The 17,715-nt window shown below is 61.8% G+C and carries 12 protein-coding genes; 10 read left to right on the top strand and 2 right to left on the bottom strand.

Annotated elements, in window-relative coordinates; genetic code table 11:
* Positions 1–68: 68 nt before the first annotated feature.
* Together BMS17_RS03085 and gspG are read right to left on the bottom strand one after the other, a co-directional pair.
* Positions 69–1,256, bottom strand: coding sequence for a type II secretion system F family protein (locus BMS17_RS03085; RefSeq protein WP_046027983.1), 1,188 nt, complete (start codon positions 1,254–1,256; stop codon positions 69–71).
* 12 nt (positions 1,257–1,268) lie between these two features.
* Positions 1,269–1,703: a type II secretion system major pseudopilin GspG gene (gspG, locus tag BMS17_RS03080; protein WP_046027982.1), complete on the bottom strand. Its 435-nt coding sequence runs from the start codon at positions 1,701–1,703 to the stop codon at positions 1,269–1,271.
* Between the two features lie 194 nt (positions 1,704–1,897).
* Here gspG and BMS17_RS03075 point away from each other — a divergent pair, with 194 nt between their 5' ends.
* The 10 genes from BMS17_RS03075 to BMS17_RS03030 all read left to right on the top strand — a co-directional run bounded on the left by BMS17_RS03075 (position 1,898) and on the right by BMS17_RS03030 (position 17,715).
* Positions 1,898–2,506: a lytic transglycosylase domain-containing protein gene (locus BMS17_RS03075; protein WP_046027981.1), complete on the top strand. Its 609-nt coding sequence runs from the start codon at positions 1,898–1,900 to the stop codon at positions 2,504–2,506.
* A gap of 207 nt (positions 2,507–2,713) precedes the next feature.
* On the top strand, positions 2,714–8,536 hold the full coding sequence (gene mnxG / locus BMS17_RS03070) for a manganese-oxidizing multicopper oxidase MnxG (RefSeq protein ID WP_077430395.1): 5,823 nt from the start codon (positions 2,714–2,716) through the stop codon (positions 8,534–8,536).
* A gap of 84 nt (positions 8,537–8,620) precedes the next feature.
* The gene (locus tag BMS17_RS03065) at positions 8,621–10,573 is read left to right on the top strand and encodes a YncE family protein (RefSeq protein WP_077430394.1); all 1,953 of its coding nucleotides are present in this window, start codon (positions 8,621–8,623) and stop codon (positions 10,571–10,573) included.
* Between the two features lie 13 nt (positions 10,574–10,586).
* The gene (locus BMS17_RS03060; RefSeq protein ID WP_077432163.1) at positions 10,587–11,243 is read left to right on the top strand and encodes an SCO family protein; all 657 of its coding nucleotides are present in this window, start codon (positions 10,587–10,589) and stop codon (positions 11,241–11,243) included.
* Positions 11,240–11,860 carry an SCO family protein gene (locus BMS17_RS03055; protein WP_046027979.1) on the top strand — a complete coding sequence of 207 codons (621 nt, stop codon included), beginning with the start codon at positions 11,240–11,242 and terminating at the stop codon, positions 11,858–11,860. The genes BMS17_RS03060 and BMS17_RS03055 overlap by 4 nt, the downstream gene beginning before the upstream one ends.
* A gap of 7 nt (positions 11,861–11,867) precedes the next feature.
* A complete protein-coding gene (locus BMS17_RS03050) occupies positions 11,868–13,418 on the top strand; it encodes an ABC transporter substrate-binding protein (protein WP_077430393.1) in 1,551 nt (516 codons plus the stop codon).
* A 13-nt stretch (positions 13,419–13,431) separates the two neighbouring features.
* Positions 13,432–14,385 (top strand): peptidylprolyl isomerase, encoded by a 954-nt coding sequence (locus tag BMS17_RS03045; RefSeq protein ID WP_077430392.1) that lies wholly within the window; start codon positions 13,432–13,434, stop codon positions 14,383–14,385.
* Between the two features lie 221 nt (positions 14,386–14,606).
* Positions 14,607–15,140 (top strand): response regulator, encoded by a 534-nt coding sequence (locus BMS17_RS03040; protein WP_046027976.1) that lies wholly within the window; start codon positions 14,607–14,609, stop codon positions 15,138–15,140.
* 84 nt (positions 15,141–15,224) lie between these two features.
* Positions 15,225–16,931 carry a GspE/PulE family protein gene (locus BMS17_RS03035; RefSeq protein WP_046027975.1) on the top strand — a complete coding sequence of 569 codons (1,707 nt, stop codon included), beginning with the start codon at positions 15,225–15,227 and terminating at the stop codon, positions 16,929–16,931.
* The gene (locus tag BMS17_RS03030) at positions 16,912–17,715 is read left to right on the top strand and encodes a hypothetical protein (RefSeq protein ID WP_046027974.1); all 804 of its coding nucleotides are present in this window, start codon (positions 16,912–16,914) and stop codon (positions 17,713–17,715) included. The genes BMS17_RS03035 and BMS17_RS03030 overlap by 20 nt, the downstream gene beginning before the upstream one ends.

The raw sequence follows: 17,715 nt of genomic DNA, 5'->3' as shown, positions 1-17,715 counted from the left end.
CGTTCAGATTTATTCAGTTGTATCGTTGATAAAAAATGCAACGTACCGCTCGAACCTGTTGCAGAGGGTCAGTGAATGCTGGAGGCCAGCTCGAAAATCGGCATGTACATCAGGATCACGATGACCCCGATCAACAAGCCGATGAAGGTCATGAGCAGCGGTTCAAACAGTCGTACAAACCATTCGATCCAGCGACTGATTTCTTCGTCATAGAAGTCGGCGCTGCGTTCCATCATTTGCCCGAGGTTACCGGACTGCTCGCCAGCGCGCAGCAAGCGCAGGGACACTGGGGTCACGAGGTGATTGAGCTCGAGCGCGGCCGACAGCGATTGGCCCTCACGCACCCGTTCGCAGGCTTCGTCCAGGCGTGTGCGGGAGGCCACGGTGAGCAGGCCCCGCACCATGCCCATGGCCGTGACGAGGGGAATGCCGCCTTGCAGCAAGATCCCCAGCGAGCGGTAGAAGCGCGCCAGTTCATACATGAAGATGCGTTGATGGACTGCCGGGAGTTTTTCGATCAGGCGGTCGACGCCCCGACGAAAGGCCGGTTGGCGCTGGAGGAAGGTGAGGGCGACGATGAGCGCCAGCAACCCGCCGAAGAATTCGCCCTGGTGCGCATGAAGGAACATCCCGCTGCTCATCAGGACTTGTGACATCCACGGCAGATTCGACCCCAAGCCTTCGAACACCAGGCTGAAGCGCGGCACCACGTAGCCCATCAAAAACAACACCACGCCACCTCCCACCACCAGCAACAGCATGGGGTAGATCGAAGCGCTGACGATTTTCTGCCGGACTTCGTCCATGCGCTGGCGATAGCTGACATAACGGCCCAGCGCTTCGCCCACGGCACCGGTCTTTTCACTGGACTGGACCAGCGCCACGTACAACGGCGGGAACACCGCCGACAACTGGCCCAATGCCTGGGAGAACGACTTGCCCTCATACAGCAGGCGCACCAGTTCACTTAAGGTTTTACGGGCCTGTGGCGCGGTTTCTTTTTCGGCCAGGCTTTCCAGTGCATCGATCAGCGGCAGGCCCGCATTGAGCAACGTGGTCAGCTCCTGGCTGAATAACACCAGGTTGAAGGTCTCGCGCTGGCGAAAATGCAGCGAGAGAAAATGCCGCTCGGCATGCAGGCTGACCACCCTCAGGCCCTGGTCCTCGACGATGCGCCGGGCTTCGCTGTGGCCGGGGGCCTCGACTGTCATCGAGACCACGCCGGCTTTACCCACGGCTTTGAGATGAAAGCGCATGGTTTTCCCCCGTTATTGCCAACTGGTGACTTCGGCGTTTTCGCCTTCGCCACCGGGTTGCCCGTCCTTGCCCATGGACAACAGGTCGTATTCACCGTTTTCACCGGGATAGCGGTAGGTGTAGTTACGACCCCACGGGTCTTGCGGCAATTTTTTCTGCAAGTAAGGGCCGGTCCAGTGCGTTTCATCGCTGGGCGCGGTGACCAGCGCCTGCAAGCCCTGTTCGGTCGACGGGTAGTGACCGACCTCCAGGCGATACAAATCCAGCGCCTTGCCCAGGCCTTCGATTTGCGCCTTGGCGACTTTGACTTCGGAACGGCCCAGTTGGGCGAAATATTTCGGCGCGACGATGCCAGCCAACAACCCCAGCACCACCAGCACCACCAACAGTTCGAGCAGGGTGAACCCGCGTTGCATACGCGGGGCATAACACAGACGTTGATTCATGATGACCTCACACAGTCGGCAGAAGGGTCGCAATAAAGATTTATGCAATTGCCATGCTCAGCCTTGGGCAACCTTCTGGCCCCCCCGTGCCAAGGCCTTTTGCGCTTACGGCACAGTGCTTGCGTATGGCTGATTTACGATCGGCCACTGGGGCATTATCCCCATTTTTTGGGGCCGGCCAGGGGAGGAAAAAAATGAAAACACTCACCGCTGGATTGATCGGATGTCTGTTTTTGACCGGTGTCGCACAGGCCGATGTATTCGTTTCCGTGGACGCCAAGGGCAGCTACGTGCTGTCCAATGTCCACCGTCCCGGTCGTACCTATGAGCGGGTCATTCACGAGCCAACGGCGGCTGTTGTCAGCCTCGATCAGCAACCCCAGATGATCGCCGCACAACCCTATGCCGAGCTGGTCTCGGCAGCGGCCACGGCCAATGAAGTACCGGCTGCGCTGCTGCACGCGGTTATCCGCGCCGAGTCCCGCTATAACGCTGACGCAACGTCCGCCAAAGGCGCTGGCGGGCTGATGCAATTGATGCCCGATACCGCGCGGGAGATGGGGGTCAAGGATGTCTACGATCCGAAGGCCAACATCCAGGGCGGCGCCAAATACCTCAAGCGTTTGTTGACCCTGTTCGACAACGACATCGCACTCGCGGTAGCGGCCTACAACGCCGGCCCGCAAGCCGTGCTCAGCCGTGGCGGGGTGATCCCGCCGTTCGCCGAAACCCAGCGCTACGTGCCGGATGTTTTACGCCAATACCGCCGTCTGCAGGGCTTGGCCGTGGATGCGCCGTTGTAGTGGAACACCACGCGTCGGCTCCCCCCAATAGTGGGGAATGATGGCCCCGGCAGAAAAGTGGGGAATAAGTGGGGAATATCCCCCGAGTTATTAAGTCGTAAACGTAAAGCACTGAAAACAAAGAAAAATATATTTGGCATGAGGATTGCTCAAGGGCATTCAGTCGAGAATTATTCCCTGTGAGCATTTAAAACGAGGCCCGTGATTATGTCCGGCATACCCCACGCTCATCATGTGTTTAACCTGTTGTTGTTTTTCGCACCGATGCTCGGTATCGAGCTGGCCGAAGCGGCCGCGCGCTGCGAACGCAATCTGGTGGCGAACGTCGTGGCACTGGATCAGCCGCTGATGTTCAACCGCCTCGGTGCACAGAACGCCAACGGCATGTTGTTCGCCTTGCGCCGCGATGTCGTTGACGATCGCAATATGTCCCTCGCCCAGGGTGGCGCGGCAGTGCCGGGCAAAGTCTCGCTGCGGCCCGACAAGCGTCCGCGCCCACTGGTGCTGCGAGTGGCCGCCGGTGATTGCCTGACGATCAATCTGCAAAACCTGCTGGCGTATCAAGCTAACCCCGGGAAACACGAAGGCGCGGAGCCCGAGGGGGAGGAAGGCACTGAAGTCGGCAATGTGGACGACTTCAAGGTCGATGAGCAAGTCACGGACCGCCATGTCGGCTTCCAGGTCAACGGCCTGCAAGCCGTCAACAGCATTGACGACATCGCCTCCTTTACCGGGCGCAACGCCAACTCCCTGATCCCGCCAGGCGCCACCCGTTCCTACACCTTGTACGCCGAGCGTGAAGGCGCGTTTGCCGCCAGCAGCCGTGGTGCCACTTTTGGTGGGGAGGGCGATGCGGGCAACGTGGCCAACGGCCTGTTCGGCGAAGTGGTGGTGGTGCCCAAGGGTGGCCGCACCTATCGCAACACCGTGACCGAAGAAGAGATGCGCCTGGCCAGCACCGGCCGCACTCCGGCCGGTCAGCCGATTGTCGATTACCAGGCGCGCTATCCGCAGCGCGAACCGTGGATCCGTGAAGGCAAGGCCGGCACGCCGATCATTAACATGGTCGACGGCAACGAAATCATCTCCAGCGAGAGTGACGCGATCGTGATGGGCAGCAACGCCGACGGCAGCTTCCCGCCCTCGACTTATCCGCTGGAAGCCATCGGCAAGCGCAATCCGGCGCTGCCCAACCGGCTGGAACCGTTCCGCGATTTCGCCTCGCAGTTCCAGGATGAAACCGCCGCGACCCAGGCATTCCCTGCGTACTGGGCAGATCCGGTAATGGCCCACGTGCTGGAGCCGACCCGCGACTCGTTCATGATCAACTATGGCTCTGGCGGCATGGGCGCCGAGGTGGTGGCCAACCGATTGGGTGTGGGGCCGATGCACGATTGCCTGTCGTGCGCCTATGAAGAATTCTTCCTCAGTTCCCACACCGTGGGGGACGTGGCGATGCTGGTGGACGTACCGGCCAACGCCGGCCTGGAAAACATTCGTCCGGGTGAAACACCACGCGCCGATCAGGTCGGGGTCAAGGCGACCATGGCGCTGTATCCGTCCGAACCCTCCAACGTCAACCACAGCTACATCGGTGACTTCGTCAAATTCCGCAACACGCACAACGGCCACGAGCAGCACATCTTCCACCTGCACGGGCATCAATGGCTGTTCAACCCCAACGACGACAATTCGGACTATGTCGACGCCCAAGGCATTGGCCCAGGCGCCGGCTACACCTACGAAATCGCCAACGGTGGGTCGGGCAACCGCAACCGCGTGGCGGGCGATGCGATCTATCACTGCCACTTCTACCCGCACTTTGCCCAAGGCATGTGGGCCATGTGGCGGGTGCACGATGTGTTTGAGGAAGGCACCAAACTCGAAGTGTCCCAGCAGGGTGCCGACGGTTATCACAGCGAACCGTATGCCTTGCGCAGCGGTAAACCGGCGTCGGGCGCACGGGCCTTGCCCGATGGCGAGATCATTGCCGGTACGCCGATTCCAGCCGTCGTACCGTTGCCGGGCAAAGCCATGGCGCCGATGCCGGGCAAAGTCGCGGTCGTGCCGAAGATCGGTGAAAGCCTGGTGGCCAGTCATGGCGACGATGATCAGGAGGGCGATGACGACGGCGAACATCACGGTGGCAGCGGTGGTGTGCAAGCCATCGGTTCCCTGGCATTGGTGGACCGCAGCGAAGCCAATCGCAATGCCGACGGCAGCCTGAAAAACCCGGGCTATCCGTTCTGGATCGGCGGCATGGAAAGTTCGGTCGGCCAACGTCCGCCAACCCCACCGCTGGACATGCTCGACGCCGCCAAGGCGCAAACCCTGAAAAGCAGCGGCAATGCCTTGTGGGCCAACCTTGACCCCGCTCAGTCCGGTGGTTGGGACGGCGGTTTGGGTCGCCACTCACTGGACGGTTTCTCCTCCGGTGGCCAAGCGCACACCGTGACCACCTCCCTGGATTTTTCCAAGGAAGTGACTCGCGCCAAACCGATTTACATGCCTGAAGAAGGCACTGAAGTCGAACAGGCAGCTATGGCGTTCCATGCCAAAAAAGAACACCCCAGCTACGCCGTTCTGCCGGGCAATCAGGTGGTGGCGCGTAACTTCCGCACCAACGGTGCATTGCCAACGGCGGGAGCGCCGTATTACGAACCGTGCATGGATGACCGGCAAAAACGCCTGACCAGCAGTGCCGGCACCGGCGAATTCAATAGCGGTGAAAAGGCCGACGGCCTGTCGTTCACCGGTGCCTCGACCTTCACCGCCGACCGGCCGCGCATCTATAAAGCGGCCAACATCCAGTTCGACGCGGTGTACAACAAGGTCGGTTACCACTTCCCGCAGGCACGCATCCTGGCGCTGTGGGAAGACGCCTGGCCGGTGATTACCAAACAGCGTCCGCCAGAACCTCTAGTGATGCGCATGAACACCTTCGACTGCGTGCAGTACCAGCAAACCAACCTGGTGCCGGCCACCTACGAGATGGACGACTATCAGGTGCGCACGCCCACTGACGTTATCGGTCAGCACATTCACTTGCCTAAATGGGACCTGACGGCGGCTGACGGTTCGGCCAACGGCTGGAACTACGAAGACGGCGTGCTTTCCCCCGGTGCCGTGCAAGAGCGCATCCACGCCATTCGCCAGTTCAACCAGTGCGAAGGGGCCGACCCGCGTGACGGCACGCCAGCCTGCCCGGTGGCCAAGTCGCATCCGTTCTTTGGTCAATATGGCCGGGCCGACTGGGTGGGTGCGCGCACGGCGATGCAGCGCTGGTTCGTCGACCCGGTGGTCAACACCAAGGGCGTCGACCGTGGCCTGGGCACCATTTTCACCCACGACCACTTAGGCCCATCGACGCACCAACAGATCGGTCTGTACGCCACCGTGTTGGCAGAACCGGCCGGTTCCACCTGGTTCCACGCCGAAACCGGCGAGCCTTTGTACAGCGGCGCGCGGCAGGACGGCGGGCCAACGTCGTGGCAAGCGGTGGTGTCCACCGGTGACCTGGACGGCGACGGCAAGAACGACAGCTTCCGTGAGTTCTTCCTCGAATACAGTGACTTCCAGCACGCCTATGAAGCCGGCGTGTACGTGGGCGCCGGCCCGAATGGCGTGCCCAATGCGCAAGCGTTCCCGGCCACCGCCGACAGCTTCCGCTACGCGATCAATCCGCCGGTGCGCAAGGAAGCCGAGACCCTGCTTGAACAGGTGGTTGAAGCGCGCGGTGGACTGACGCCCGGCTGTCCAAGCCGGCCGTGCCCGCAAGCCATCTCGGTGGATGATCCGGGGATGTTCGTGGTCAATTACCGCAACGAACCGCTGGCCCTGCGGGTGTACGACCCGAACAAGATCGGCCCGGACGGCAAGCGCGGAATGCAGGCCGACGGCCTCGGCGGCGACCTGGCGTATGCCATGCAAAGCCGTACCGACCGTGCAATCGCGGCGATGAACCTGGCGCCGAACCTGGTCACCGCTGCGACCGGCCCTACCGGTGGCACCACGCTGTTCCCGCCGCACATCAACCGTGGCGGCGCGGAACCGGGTGACCCGTTCACCCCGATGCTGCGCACCTACACCGGTGACAATGTGCGGCTGCGGGTGCATGCCGGCGGTCATGAAGAAGAGCACAACGTGACCCTGCATGGCGTGAAGTGGCTGCAAAGCGGTTCCGGTTTCGGCAACAGTTCCAACTCCGGTTGGCGCTCGTCGCAGATGATCGGGATTTCCGAGCAGATGGGCTTCATTGCGCCGGTCTCGATGCTGTCCAGTTCGGCGGCGACCACCGGGGATTATCTGTACTCGATGGACGCTTCTCTGGAAGGTTACTGGAGCGGCATCTGGGGCGTGATGCGCAACTACACCGCGCAACGCAACGACCTGTTCGCACTGCCGAACAACGCGAAACCGGCCGGCATGCGCAACACCGTGGCCTTCGAGGGCACTTGCCCACGGATCGGCGCCAACCCGAACGGCATCGGCACTCGGCCCACTGTGCAACGCAACTATGAAGTGGTCGCGGCGCTGGCCAACGACATCCTCGGCAATCCGCTGAACCTGTCCATCGCTGATCCGGAAGGGCTCGGCCAGCATGTCGGCGGGCCGCTGAATCCGGCGGGCGGTACGCTGGTGTACAACTCGCGTGCGGTGAGCATTCCCCAAGTCACCGTGACCGACCCTGAAGATGGCGAGACCTTCACCATCGGCGGGCAGAGCGGGCCGTTGCATGATCCGACCGCGATCCTGTACGTGCGCAAATCCGATCTGGACCCGGTCAGCGGCAAGCTCAAGCCTGGTGTGCCTGTCGAGCCGCTGGTGCTGCGTGCGGCGGCGGGGGATTGCATCAACATCACCCTGGAAAACCGCTTGCCGACGGTCATGCCGGACCTGGCGCAGATGGCCTCGGTGATGGGCATGGTCAAGCGTGACCGCAACGGTGGCGAAGGCTCCACCACCTTCAGCAATAACCTGTTGCGGCCGTCCAGTACGGTGGGGCTGCACGCACAATTGCTGGCTTACGACATCACCAAGTCCGATGGCACCAACGTCGGCACCAACCCGATCCAGACCGTCCCGCCACGCGTTGGCAACACTGGGGCGTACCCGACCCGTACCTATCAGTACTATGCCGGGCACCTGGAGCGTGAAGGCAAGCCGATCACGCAACTGGGCCGCAGTGTCGACAACATCAATGCCACGGCGATCGAGTTCGGCGGGTTGAATTTCACCCCGGCGGACGTGATCAAGCAGCCACAAAAAGGCCTCGGTGGAGCGATGAGCATTCTGCCGATGGGTGCGACCTGGGTTGAAGACGCACGCAAGGTCAATGCGACGGTCACCGCGCCGGGGCAAACCAGCTACCGCGATTTTGCGATGGTCTGGCAGAAGGCGTTGAACATGCGCTGGGCCAATGGTCGTCCGGTGGAAGGTATTGCCGCAGAAGCCGGCGTGCCGACCGATCCGCAGGACAACTCCAGCATGGCCATCAACTACAAAACCGAACCGATGTGGTTCCGCTTTGGCCTGCCCCCTGACGCGCCATTCGGTCACGCCGGCGGCTACGGCTACGGCGATGTCCCCAATGCGCACATGGCCTATAGCAATGCGTTGGTGGGTGGCGATCCGCAGACGCCGGTGCTGTATGTCAAACCCGGGCAACCGTTCCGCACCCACATTTTGATGCCCACTGGTGGCAGCCGTGGTTCGACCTTCCAGCTGGACGGTCACGTCTGGTCGGTCAACCCGTTCCAGTCGGAGAAGAGCGACACCGGCGGTTACCCGATGGCGACCCCCGGCGTGGGTTCAGTGCGGTTCGGTTACAACCCGATGTCGATGTACATCGGCGCACACGAAAGCATCCTGCCAGCGGCGCATTTCAGCTTTATGCACCCGAGTGCCGGGGGCAGCAACGCGATACCGGGCGACTACCTGTTCCGTGATTACGCGGCTTACGGCAATACGGCTGGGTTGTGGGGATTGTTGCGGGTGACCAACGAGCCAGAGCCGGCTCCGGCACCTTAGCAACATGGCCGTGGCGAGGGCGCAAGCGACCTCGCCACAGGATCAGGGTTCGAAGGCAGACACAGATCTGAAGGGGAGAGCGGGATGACCAGGACTATCAAGTTGGCCGGGTTCGCGCTGGTGGCGGGGTCGGCACTGATCTGGCTGGGCGTGTGGCGCACGATGCCGCCGGACATGCTCAGCGAGGTCGCGCTGCCGGATACCTGGAGCGGCCAGAACCTGTCGCGTGACGGGGTCTCCGTGGCGCTTGAAGTCAAACCGCTGGCCAAGGACGGTGTGCTGCGCGAAGGCGAATTTGCCGATGTGCAGTTCCGGGTCAATGACAGCGCCTCGGGCCAGCCGTTGTCGGGCGTCAACCCCGGTGCCTGGCTCGACCCCGAAACCGTCGCCGCCGACCAGGCCCAGGGCCGCGAACAAAGTTGCAAATCGCGGGTCGGGGTGTTCCTCAAGTCGAGCATCGGCGCGCGGCCACTGCTGGACTTGAACAGCTACTTCCTGCTGGTGATGAACCGCGATGCCAGCGTTTCGGTGGTCGACCCGTCGGTGTCGGTCGGTGGCATCACCAGCACCATGGCGCGGATCAACATCAAACAACCGCCAATGGACTGGATCACTCCGAAGGACAACAAACGCGTCTTCGTGTCGATGCCAACGGCTGGGGAAGTGGCCGTGATCGACAGTGAGCAATTCAAGTTGCTGGAATCGGTGGCCGCTGGCAGCAACCCGGTTCGCGTGGCCCTGCAACCCGATGAGCGCCTGCTGTGGGTTGGCAACAATGCGTCGAAAGCGGAGGAGTCCGGGGTCACGGTGATCGACACCCGAAGCCTCAAGCCCCTCAAACACCTGGCCACTGGCGCCGGCCATCACGAAATCGCTTTCAGCAAGGACAGCCGGTTTGCCTTCGTCACCAACCGCGACGACGGCACGCTGAGCATCATCGACATCGCCAGCCTGACCCTCAGCAAGCAGCTCAAGACCGGCTCGCACCCGTTGTCAGTGGCGTACTCGCCGCTGTCTCAGGCGGTGTATGTCGCCGATGGCAAGGACGGCACCGTGACCGTGGTCGACGGTGCCAGCCTGGACGTGCGCCGGGTGATCAAGGTCAGGCAGGGCCTTGGGCCGATGGGGTTCAGCGCTGACGGTCGATTCGGCATCGTGCTCAATACGCTGGAAAACCAGGCCTCGGTGATCGATGCCGCCACCGATTCGCTGATCCATGAACTGGACGTGTCGGCCGAGCCCTATCAAGTGGTGTTCACCAAGGCCTATGCCTACGTGCGCGGGCTCGCTTCGGCCAAAGTCACGATGATCAACCTGTCGTCGCTGGGGCAAGGTCGCACGCCGATCAGCCAGGGTTTTGAAGCCGGCCCGCAGGCGCCACGGCTGGCCGGTGATCTGCCACTGGCGTCGAGCCTGGCGGTGTCGCGGGACGACAACGCGGTGTTCGTGGTCAACCCGGTGGACAACACCACCTATTTCTACGCCGAAGGCATGAACGCGCCGATGTCCGGTTACCCCAACCGCGGGCAAGTGGCGCGGGCGGCGATGGTCATCGACCGCAGCTTGCGCGAGGTTGAACCGGGGCTGTACAGCGCGCGGATCAAGTTGCCGGCGGCCGGGCGGTTCGACGTGGCGTTCCTGCTCAATCAACCGAACATCATCCATTGCTTCACGGCGCTGGTTGAACCCGACAAGCAACTCGCCTCACACCCCGGCGTGCCGAAAGTGGAGTTCATGCTCGACAAGTCAACGGCCGCCCTCGGCAGTCCTTATGTGGTGCGCTTTCGTATCGTTCAGGGCCAGCAGAAGGCCCAGCGCAGCGGGGTCAAGGATGTTCAGGTGCGCTACTTCCGCGCCCCGACTTCACGGGCTCAGGAAGTCGCCGCCCTCGAAGTGGGTAACGGCATTTATGAAGCCCCGGTGACCCTGGACCAGAACGGCGCCTGGTACCTGCACGTCCGTGCGGCGTCGTTGGGGGCGAACTTTGACGACAAGACTTTTGCCAGCGTCCGGGTTCTGCCCGGCAATGCGAACTGAAGAGGACATGGACATGAACCGTTTCGCAAACCGTGGATTGCTGATGTTGTGTCTGTTGACTGCCGGTCTGGGTCAAGCCCTGGCGCACTCGACGGACGAGCATGCCGGACACGACATGCCCGCCAAAAGCGCCAGTTCCGAGAGCGCCCAGGTGAAGTTCGCCGATGTGGCGCTGGTGGACCAGAACGGTAAACCGGTAAGCCTGGAAAAGGACCTGGTACGTAACAAGATCGTGGTCATGAGCTTCATCTATACCAGCTGCACCACGGTGTGCCCGGTGGTGTCCTCGATCATGGGCAAAGTGCAAAAGCAGCTCGGTGCGCGGGTCGGTGGCGAGGTGCAACTGGTGTCGATCAGTGTTGACCCGCAGCGCGACGACGCCAAACGCCTGAACGACTACGCCCGCAATTTTCAGAACGGCCCGGGCTGGAGCTGGCTGACCGGCAGTTCGCAGTCGATCAATGAAACCCTCAAGGGCCTGGGCTCGTTCAATGGCGACTTCAAGAACCATCAACCGTTGATTCTCGTCGGCGACGGCAACAGCCGTCACTGGACTCGCTACTACGGTTTCACCGACCCGGCGGTGCTGACCCGTGAGGTCGAGAAACTCAGCGGCCAGCGCAATGTCCACGCCAAACACACCGCCATTGCCATGGAGGAGCAGCCATGAAAACCCTCGACCGGATTGCCCTGACGGTGGCTGTTTGTCTGTTCAGTTCACTGGCACTTGCCCACGAAGGGCACGAAGAACCCGCGCCAGCGGTGGCTGGCGCACAACCGGCGACCGGCACGCACGACGCAAAAACCTGGTTCACCGACACGCCGTTGCAGGACCAGAACGGCGAAACCCTGCGCTTCTACAGTGACGCGTTGCAAAACCGCGTGGTGCTGCTGAACGTGATGTTCACCAGCTGCAACGATGCCTGCCCGCTGATCACCCGCAAACTCAAGGAAGTGCGTGAGTTGCTGGGCGACAAGGCGGATGGCATCACCTTTATCTCCCTTACCAGTGACCCGCTGCGCGATACGCCAGCGGTACTCAAGGCTTACACCTTGAAACAGGGCGTCGATGGGCCCCACTGGTTTTTTCTTACCGGCGACAAGGCGCAAATGGACCTTGTCCTGGGGCGCATCGGCCAGATCGTGCCGACCCCCGAACAGCATTCAACGCAGTTGATCGTCGGTGATGTGGCCAACAAGCGCTGGAGCAAAATCCGTCCCGATGCTCCGGCTGCCGCCATTGCTCAGCGCTTGCAGTTGCTGACCATGCCCGTGGCCGGTCGCTGAGCGCGCCATGAAAACTGCCCTGATTCTCGGCCTGTTGCTCCTGGGCGGCGTCCCTTTCGCCGTCCAGGCGTTGACGCTGAGCCCGAGCGAAAGCGCGGGCAAGCGGCTGTACCGCGAAGGTGTGTCCGAGAGTGGAGAGCCGGTCATGGCCCGAGTGGGTGCGGCCGATATGGTGCTGCCCGCCAGCAGCCTGCCGTGCGCCAACTGCCATGGGGCCGACGGACAGGGACGGCCGGAAGGCGGGGTGCGACCACCGGACATCAGCTGGTCGCGCCTTTCCAGCCGCTACGGCCAGGAACAGATCAATGGCCGCGATTATCCGGCCTACACCGAGGGGGCGTTGGCGCGAGCCATTCAGGAAGGTCGCGATTCAGCCAACAATCGGCTCGACCCGGCAATGCCCCGGTTCGTGCTGTCGATGAAGGATCAGCGCAACCTGACGGCGTACCTCAAACACGTGGCCGATGACCGCGATCCCGGTTTGACCGCTGACACGTTGCACCTGGGCTCGTTGTTGCCGAGTCAGGGACCATTGGCGCAAGAGGGCGCAACGGTGGCGGCCGTGCTCAAGGGCAGCGTGCTGCGGATTAATGCGGCGGGGGGGATTCATGGCCGGCAATTGCGCCTGACCATCCTCGATCCTGGCCCCACCCGCGCCAGTGCCGAGAAGGCGCTAGGCCAGTTGATTGAACAGGAACAGGTGTTCGCCCTGATCGCACCGCTGGCGCCAGCGCTGGATTCGGACCTGGCGGTACGCCTGGAACAGGCCGGAGTCCCGTTGATCGGGCCGCTTTCGTTGCAAGGCTCGGCGCAGTCCAGCCGGCAGATTTTCGAACCGCTGCCGGGTCTTCGCGAACAGCTGATCGCCCTGGCTGACTACGCCGCCACCAGTTTGCGTGTGCTCCAGGGCCCGACGCTAATTACCTACCCGGACGAACCAAACCAGCGGCTGGCGGCGCAGAACCTCGGCCAATACTTGCAAGATCACGCCTGGCAACACGTGCGGTTGCAAGCCTACGACTCTGCGCAGGACGACCTGCCGCTGGGCTCGCGCTCGGTGTTTTACCTGGGCAGCGGCAGTCACTTCAGTCGTTTGGCCGAGCGTTTGCAGACGGCGGGGCAGGTGCCTTACCTGTTTGCGGCTTCGAATCAGGTGGCCGGTGACGTGTTGCAAGTGCCCAGCGGGTTTTCCCGGCGGTTGTTTTTGGCCTACCCGTTCGTGCCCAGTGACTGGACGCTGGCCGGGCGCCTGGCGCTGACGCAATTGCGCGAAAACCAGGGGCTTGGCGGTCAGCACGCGGTGCTGCAAGTGGGCGCCTTCAGTTCGATGCTGCTGCTCAGCGAAGGCATGAAGCAGGCCGGACGTGATGCCAGCCGCGAGAAGCTCATCAATGCCCTGGAAGGTCTGCACGACTTCGATACCGGCCTGACCCCGCTGATCAGCTTTGGCCCGGGCCGTCGCCTGGGCTTGCGCGGAGCACACGTCGTCACGGTGGACCTGCCCGACCAGCGATTTTTTCTGGTTGCCCCCTACAAACCCATTGCCGCCATGCCCTGACCGGAGGCCGATCATGAAACTCAACACGGTACTGATACTGCTGACGATGTGGGTCCCGGTGGCGTTCTGCACTAACGGCCCGGCTGCCGCGCGGGTCAATGGCGAAGAGATTTCCGAGTTTCGCCTGGAGCGTTACTTCGCCGAATTCCTGGAGGATCAGGGCCGGGCGGTGGGCAATATTCGTAACCCCAAGGCATACAAACAATTGCGGCAGAAAGCGCTGGAAGCGCTGATCGACAAGGAATTGCTGTGGCAGGAAGCGGTCAAGCGTGGTGTGGTGATCAGCGATACGGAAGTGCAGAGCCAGGTCGAACAGACCCGGCAAGCGATTGGCGGCCCCGAGGTATTTGCCCGCAGGCTCCAGGATGCCGGGTTTGACGAGGCCAGCTTTACCGAATACACCCGCCGGGAGCTGGCGGCCCAGCGAATCTTTGCCGACCTGATCCAGGTGGGCCAGCCGGATGAGCAACAGGTCCGGGCGTTTTACCAGGAACATCGCGCCGACATGGGCCGGCCCGAAGAAATCCAGGCCCGGCACATCCTGATCAAAGTGCCCCAGGGCGCCGATGCCGCCACGGTTGAAGCGGCACGTCTACGCTTAAGCGCGATGCGCGTGAAAATCAGCCAGGGTGAAGACTTTGCCAGCGTTGCCCGGGCCGGCTCCGAAGACGCTTCTGCCAGTGAAGGCGGCGATCTGGGCTATTTTCCTCGTGGGCGCATGCTGCCTGAATTCGAAGCGGCAGCGTTTGCCCTGGCGCCGGGTGCCGTCAGTGAGCCCGTGCGCACGTCATTGGGCTGGCACTTAATACTTCTTCAGAACCACGTGGAGGCGGCCGATGTCTCAGAGCAGCAGGGTCTTGAAATGGTCCGGGCCTACCTTGCCCGACAACATCAGGCCCAGGCTCGCCTACAGGTTTTGGCGCAACTTCGATCAAGTAATCGAATCGAGCGGATTGATGATGATTGAATGTACTCTCCCCCAAAAGTGGGGAAAGCTTGCGCGTAAATTCGAGCGCTTCCCCGTGTTTGGGGGAAGGGGTACGCGGGCGAAAAAGATTTGTCACGGAAATCAAAGAGATGAGTCGGCGAAAAACCGGCTCCGAGTCTGGCATGAAGTGTGCGTTAGCCTGATTGAAGGCGCGTACTCCCAGGCACGAATTTCGGACCTGCGGTTACAAGGAGTCGACCTTGTTGAACAAAATACTGGTTGTTGATGACGAGCAACTTCTTGCGGAAAACCTCCAGGGTTACCTGCAGGCGCAAGAGTTGGAGGTCCGGATTGCTCACGATGGTGCACAAGGAATCGTAGAGGCTGACGATTTCGCACCCGATGTGATGGTGTTCGATTACCGCTTGCCGGATATGGAAGGCTTTGAGGTGCTCGATGCCATCCGCCAGAAACAGAAGTGTCACTTTGTGCTGATTACAGGGCATCCAACCGCAGAGGTATGCGAGCGGGCCCGGCAACTGGGAGTCAGCCACATTCTGTTCAAACCGTTTCCATTGGCGGAATTGGCGCGTGCAGTACTTGATCTTCTGGGGAGGCAACGCGAACCCAAAGCGGGTGTGAGCAGTTCTGAAGGCTTCGTCGAACGACGCCAGAGCAGGACCGAGAGTTTCCCGCTGCAGTTGTACGACGGTAGTTGGGTGCTTGCGGATCGCCGACGTAGTACATCGGCCTCCATGGCGCCAGACGACGAACAACTGCTCACCGGGGAGTAATGGCGCGACAAGACGTTCCGGCATCCGCCGCGATGACTCGCCGCGCCGACAGGGCTCAAAGCCCCGGGCGTTGGAGAGCTTGCCATGGACCGTCTATTGGTTGCCGTCGAACCGGCGTTGTTGGACTGTGTGCCGTCTCGTTTTTCCAGTGAGCAATTGGCTCAGGCGCGAGCCTTGGCCAGCAGTTCCGGCGAACGGGTCCTGGACGCCCTCGGGGAGTTATGCGAACTGGCCCCGATGCCCTTCATCCAGTGCCTGGGCACCACCCTGCATTATCCGGTGCTCGACACCGACAGCCTGTTCAAGTCCACCCCGGTATTCGACCGGGTCACCCTGGCCCAATGCCTCAAGCGCGAATTCATTCTGCTGCGTCATGACGATGCGGTCATTGGCGTGTTTGCCGACCCGTTTGATACGGCGCGCCTGGCCTGGATCGACGACTGCCTGCACGGCGCGCCGCTGTACCTGGTGCATGCCGATGACCTGAAAGCCTACCTGGCCCGCCACGAAGAAAGCTTCCACGCGGTGGAGTCGCTCAATGCCCAATCCGATGGCACCATCGAAATCGATAACCTGCAAAGCCTGTCCCTGACCAGCATCAGCGAAGACTCCAGCGTCGTCGTCAAACTGGTCAACTCGACCCTCTACGACGCCTTGAAAATGCACGCCAGTGACATCCACCTGGGCACCACCGGCAGCGGTCTGGTGATCAAATACCGGATCGATGGCGTGCTGAACAACATCAGTAAAATCCAGGGGTGCGAGTTCGCCGAGCAGGTCATCTCCCGGGTCAAGGTCATGGCCGAACTGGACATCGGCGAAAAACGCGTGCCCCAGGATGGTCGCTTCAAGATCGGCATCAGTGGCCGGCAAATCGACTTCCGGGTATCGATCATGCCGAGTATTTTCGGTGAAGACGCGGTGTTGCGGGTGCTCGACAAACAGGACCTGGCCGACAAGGTCAGCGGCGTGCAATTGCAGGCGCTGGGCTTCGAAGAAGAAACCCTGCGCCAACTACGGCGCCTGGCCAGCGAACCTTATGGCATGGTGCTGGTCACCGGGCCTACCGGTAGCGGTAAAACCACCACGTTGTACGCGATGATCACCGAGATCAACCACGGCGTGGACAAGATCATCACCATTGAAGACCCGGTGGAATATCAACTGCCGGGCGTGCTGCAAATCCCGGTCAACGAAAAGAAAGGCCTGACCTTCGCCCGTGGTTTGCGCTCGATCCTGCGTCATGACCCGGACAAGATCATGGTCGGTGAAATCCGCGACCCTGAAACCGCGCAAATCGCCGTGCAATCGGCGCTCACCGGGCACCTGGTGTTCACCACCATCCACGCCAACAACGTGTTCGACGTGATCGGCCGTTTCACCCAAATGGAAATCGACCCCTACAGCCTGGTGTCGGCCCTCAACGCGGTGCTGGCGCAGCGTTTGATCCGACTGGTCTGCGCCAGTTGCAGCGCGCCTGTCACCCCTACCGACGATGAATTGCTGGCTTCGGGCCTCGACCCTCAACAGGTCGGGCATTACCAGTTTGTGCATGGCAAGGGCTGCGGCCACTGCCGGGGCACGGGCTATCGCGGGCGCAGTGCGATCGCCGAGCTGCTGCACCTGGACGACGAGCTGCGGCAAATGATTGTCGAGCGCCAACCCATTTCGAAAATCAAGTCCCACGCCTGCAAACGTGGCTTGCGCCTGCTGCGCGAGTCGGCACTGGAACTGGTGCAGCAGGGGCGGACCACGCTGGAGGAGATCAATCGTGTCACTTTTATCTCGTGATCGATATGTCGCCGTACTCGGCGCCAGTGGTGTTGGCCTTGGCCAGCGCCGTGGCAGCGAAACCCTGTGGCTGGGCAGCGTCGGCTTCATCGACGAAGGCTTCCATGCCTGGGCCGTCGCCCTCGAAACCCTCGACCGTTTGCTGGGCGAGCACGCGCCTGCCGGTGCGGAGCTTTGCGTGGTGATCTCCGGGCACTTCAGTCGTTTTTGCCTGGTGCCCTGGAGCGAAGCGATCAGCACCCCCGACGAATTGCTCGGGTTCGCCCAACTGTGTTTCGAAGACCTGTATGGTGTTCCCACCCAGCCCTGGAGCATGGTGCTGTCGGCCGAGCCTGCGGGTTACGACCGTATCGCCACCGCACTGCCGCAAGACCTGCTGACACGCCTGCGCAGCCTGGTCAGCGGTCGCGGTCTGCGTTTGCGTTCGGTGCAGCCGTACTTGATGGCCGCGTTCAACCACTTCGACAAGAGTTTTGACCACGGCGACTTTCTGTTCGTGGTCGCCGAACCGGTGCGCAGTGTGTTGTTGCTGGCGCGGGAAGGGCGTTGGGTATCGGTGCGCTCGGTGGGCAGCAGTGACAGCGATGCCGCACTGACCGCACTGATCGGTCGTGAAAGCCAGTTGCAGGCCTCCACCAGCGAACGGCCGCTCCATCTCTACCTGCATGCGCCGGCCCGCATCGACTCACATCCAGATGTGCCGGGCGTGCAGTTGCGCACCCTTGAAGAAGACCAGGCATCCGTACGCGACAGTTTGTACGTCATGTCCCGGGCGGTGGCCTGA

The sequence above is a fragment of the Pseudomonas sp. C9 genome, assembly GCF_002000165.1.
Lineage (GTDB): Bacteria > Pseudomonadota > Gammaproteobacteria > Pseudomonadales > Pseudomonadaceae > Aquipseudomonas.
Note: the sequence above shows the minus strand (reverse complement) of the source record. Positions and strands in the feature narration are given on the sequence as shown.

Bases quoted from the DNA above. Each gene is read 5' to 3' on its own strand.
- BMS17_RS03065 (WP_077430394.1), top strand. From the start codon at position 8,621: ATGACCAGGACTATCAAGTTGGCCGGGTTCGCGCTGGTGGCGGGGTCG.
- BMS17_RS03050 (WP_077430393.1), top strand. From the start codon at position 11,868: ATGAAAACTGCCCTGATTCTCGGCCTGTTGCTCCTGGGCGGCGTCCCT.
- BMS17_RS03060 (WP_077432163.1), top strand. From the start codon at position 10,587: ATGAACCGTTTCGCAAACCGTGGATTGCTGATGTTGTGTCTGTTGACT.
- BMS17_RS03075 (WP_046027981.1), top strand. From the start codon at position 1,898: ATGAAAACACTCACCGCTGGATTGATCGGATGTCTGTTTTTGACCGGT.
- BMS17_RS03055 (WP_046027979.1), top strand. From the start codon at position 11,240: ATGAAAACCCTCGACCGGATTGCCCTGACGGTGGCTGTTTGTCTGTTC.
- gspG (WP_046027982.1), bottom strand. From the start codon at position 1,703: ATGAATCAACGTCTGTGTTATGCCCCGCGTATGCAACGCGGGTTCACC.
- BMS17_RS03085 (WP_046027983.1), bottom strand. From the start codon at position 1,256: ATGCGCTTTCATCTCAAAGCCGTGGGTAAAGCCGGCGTGGTCTCGATG.
- mnxG (WP_077430395.1), top strand. From the start codon at position 2,714: ATGTCCGGCATACCCCACGCTCATCATGTGTTTAACCTGTTGTTGTTT.
- BMS17_RS03045 (WP_077430392.1), top strand. From the start codon at position 13,432: ATGAAACTCAACACGGTACTGATACTGCTGACGATGTGGGTCCCGGTG.
- BMS17_RS03035 (WP_046027975.1), top strand. From the start codon at position 15,225: ATGGACCGTCTATTGGTTGCCGTCGAACCGGCGTTGTTGGACTGTGTG.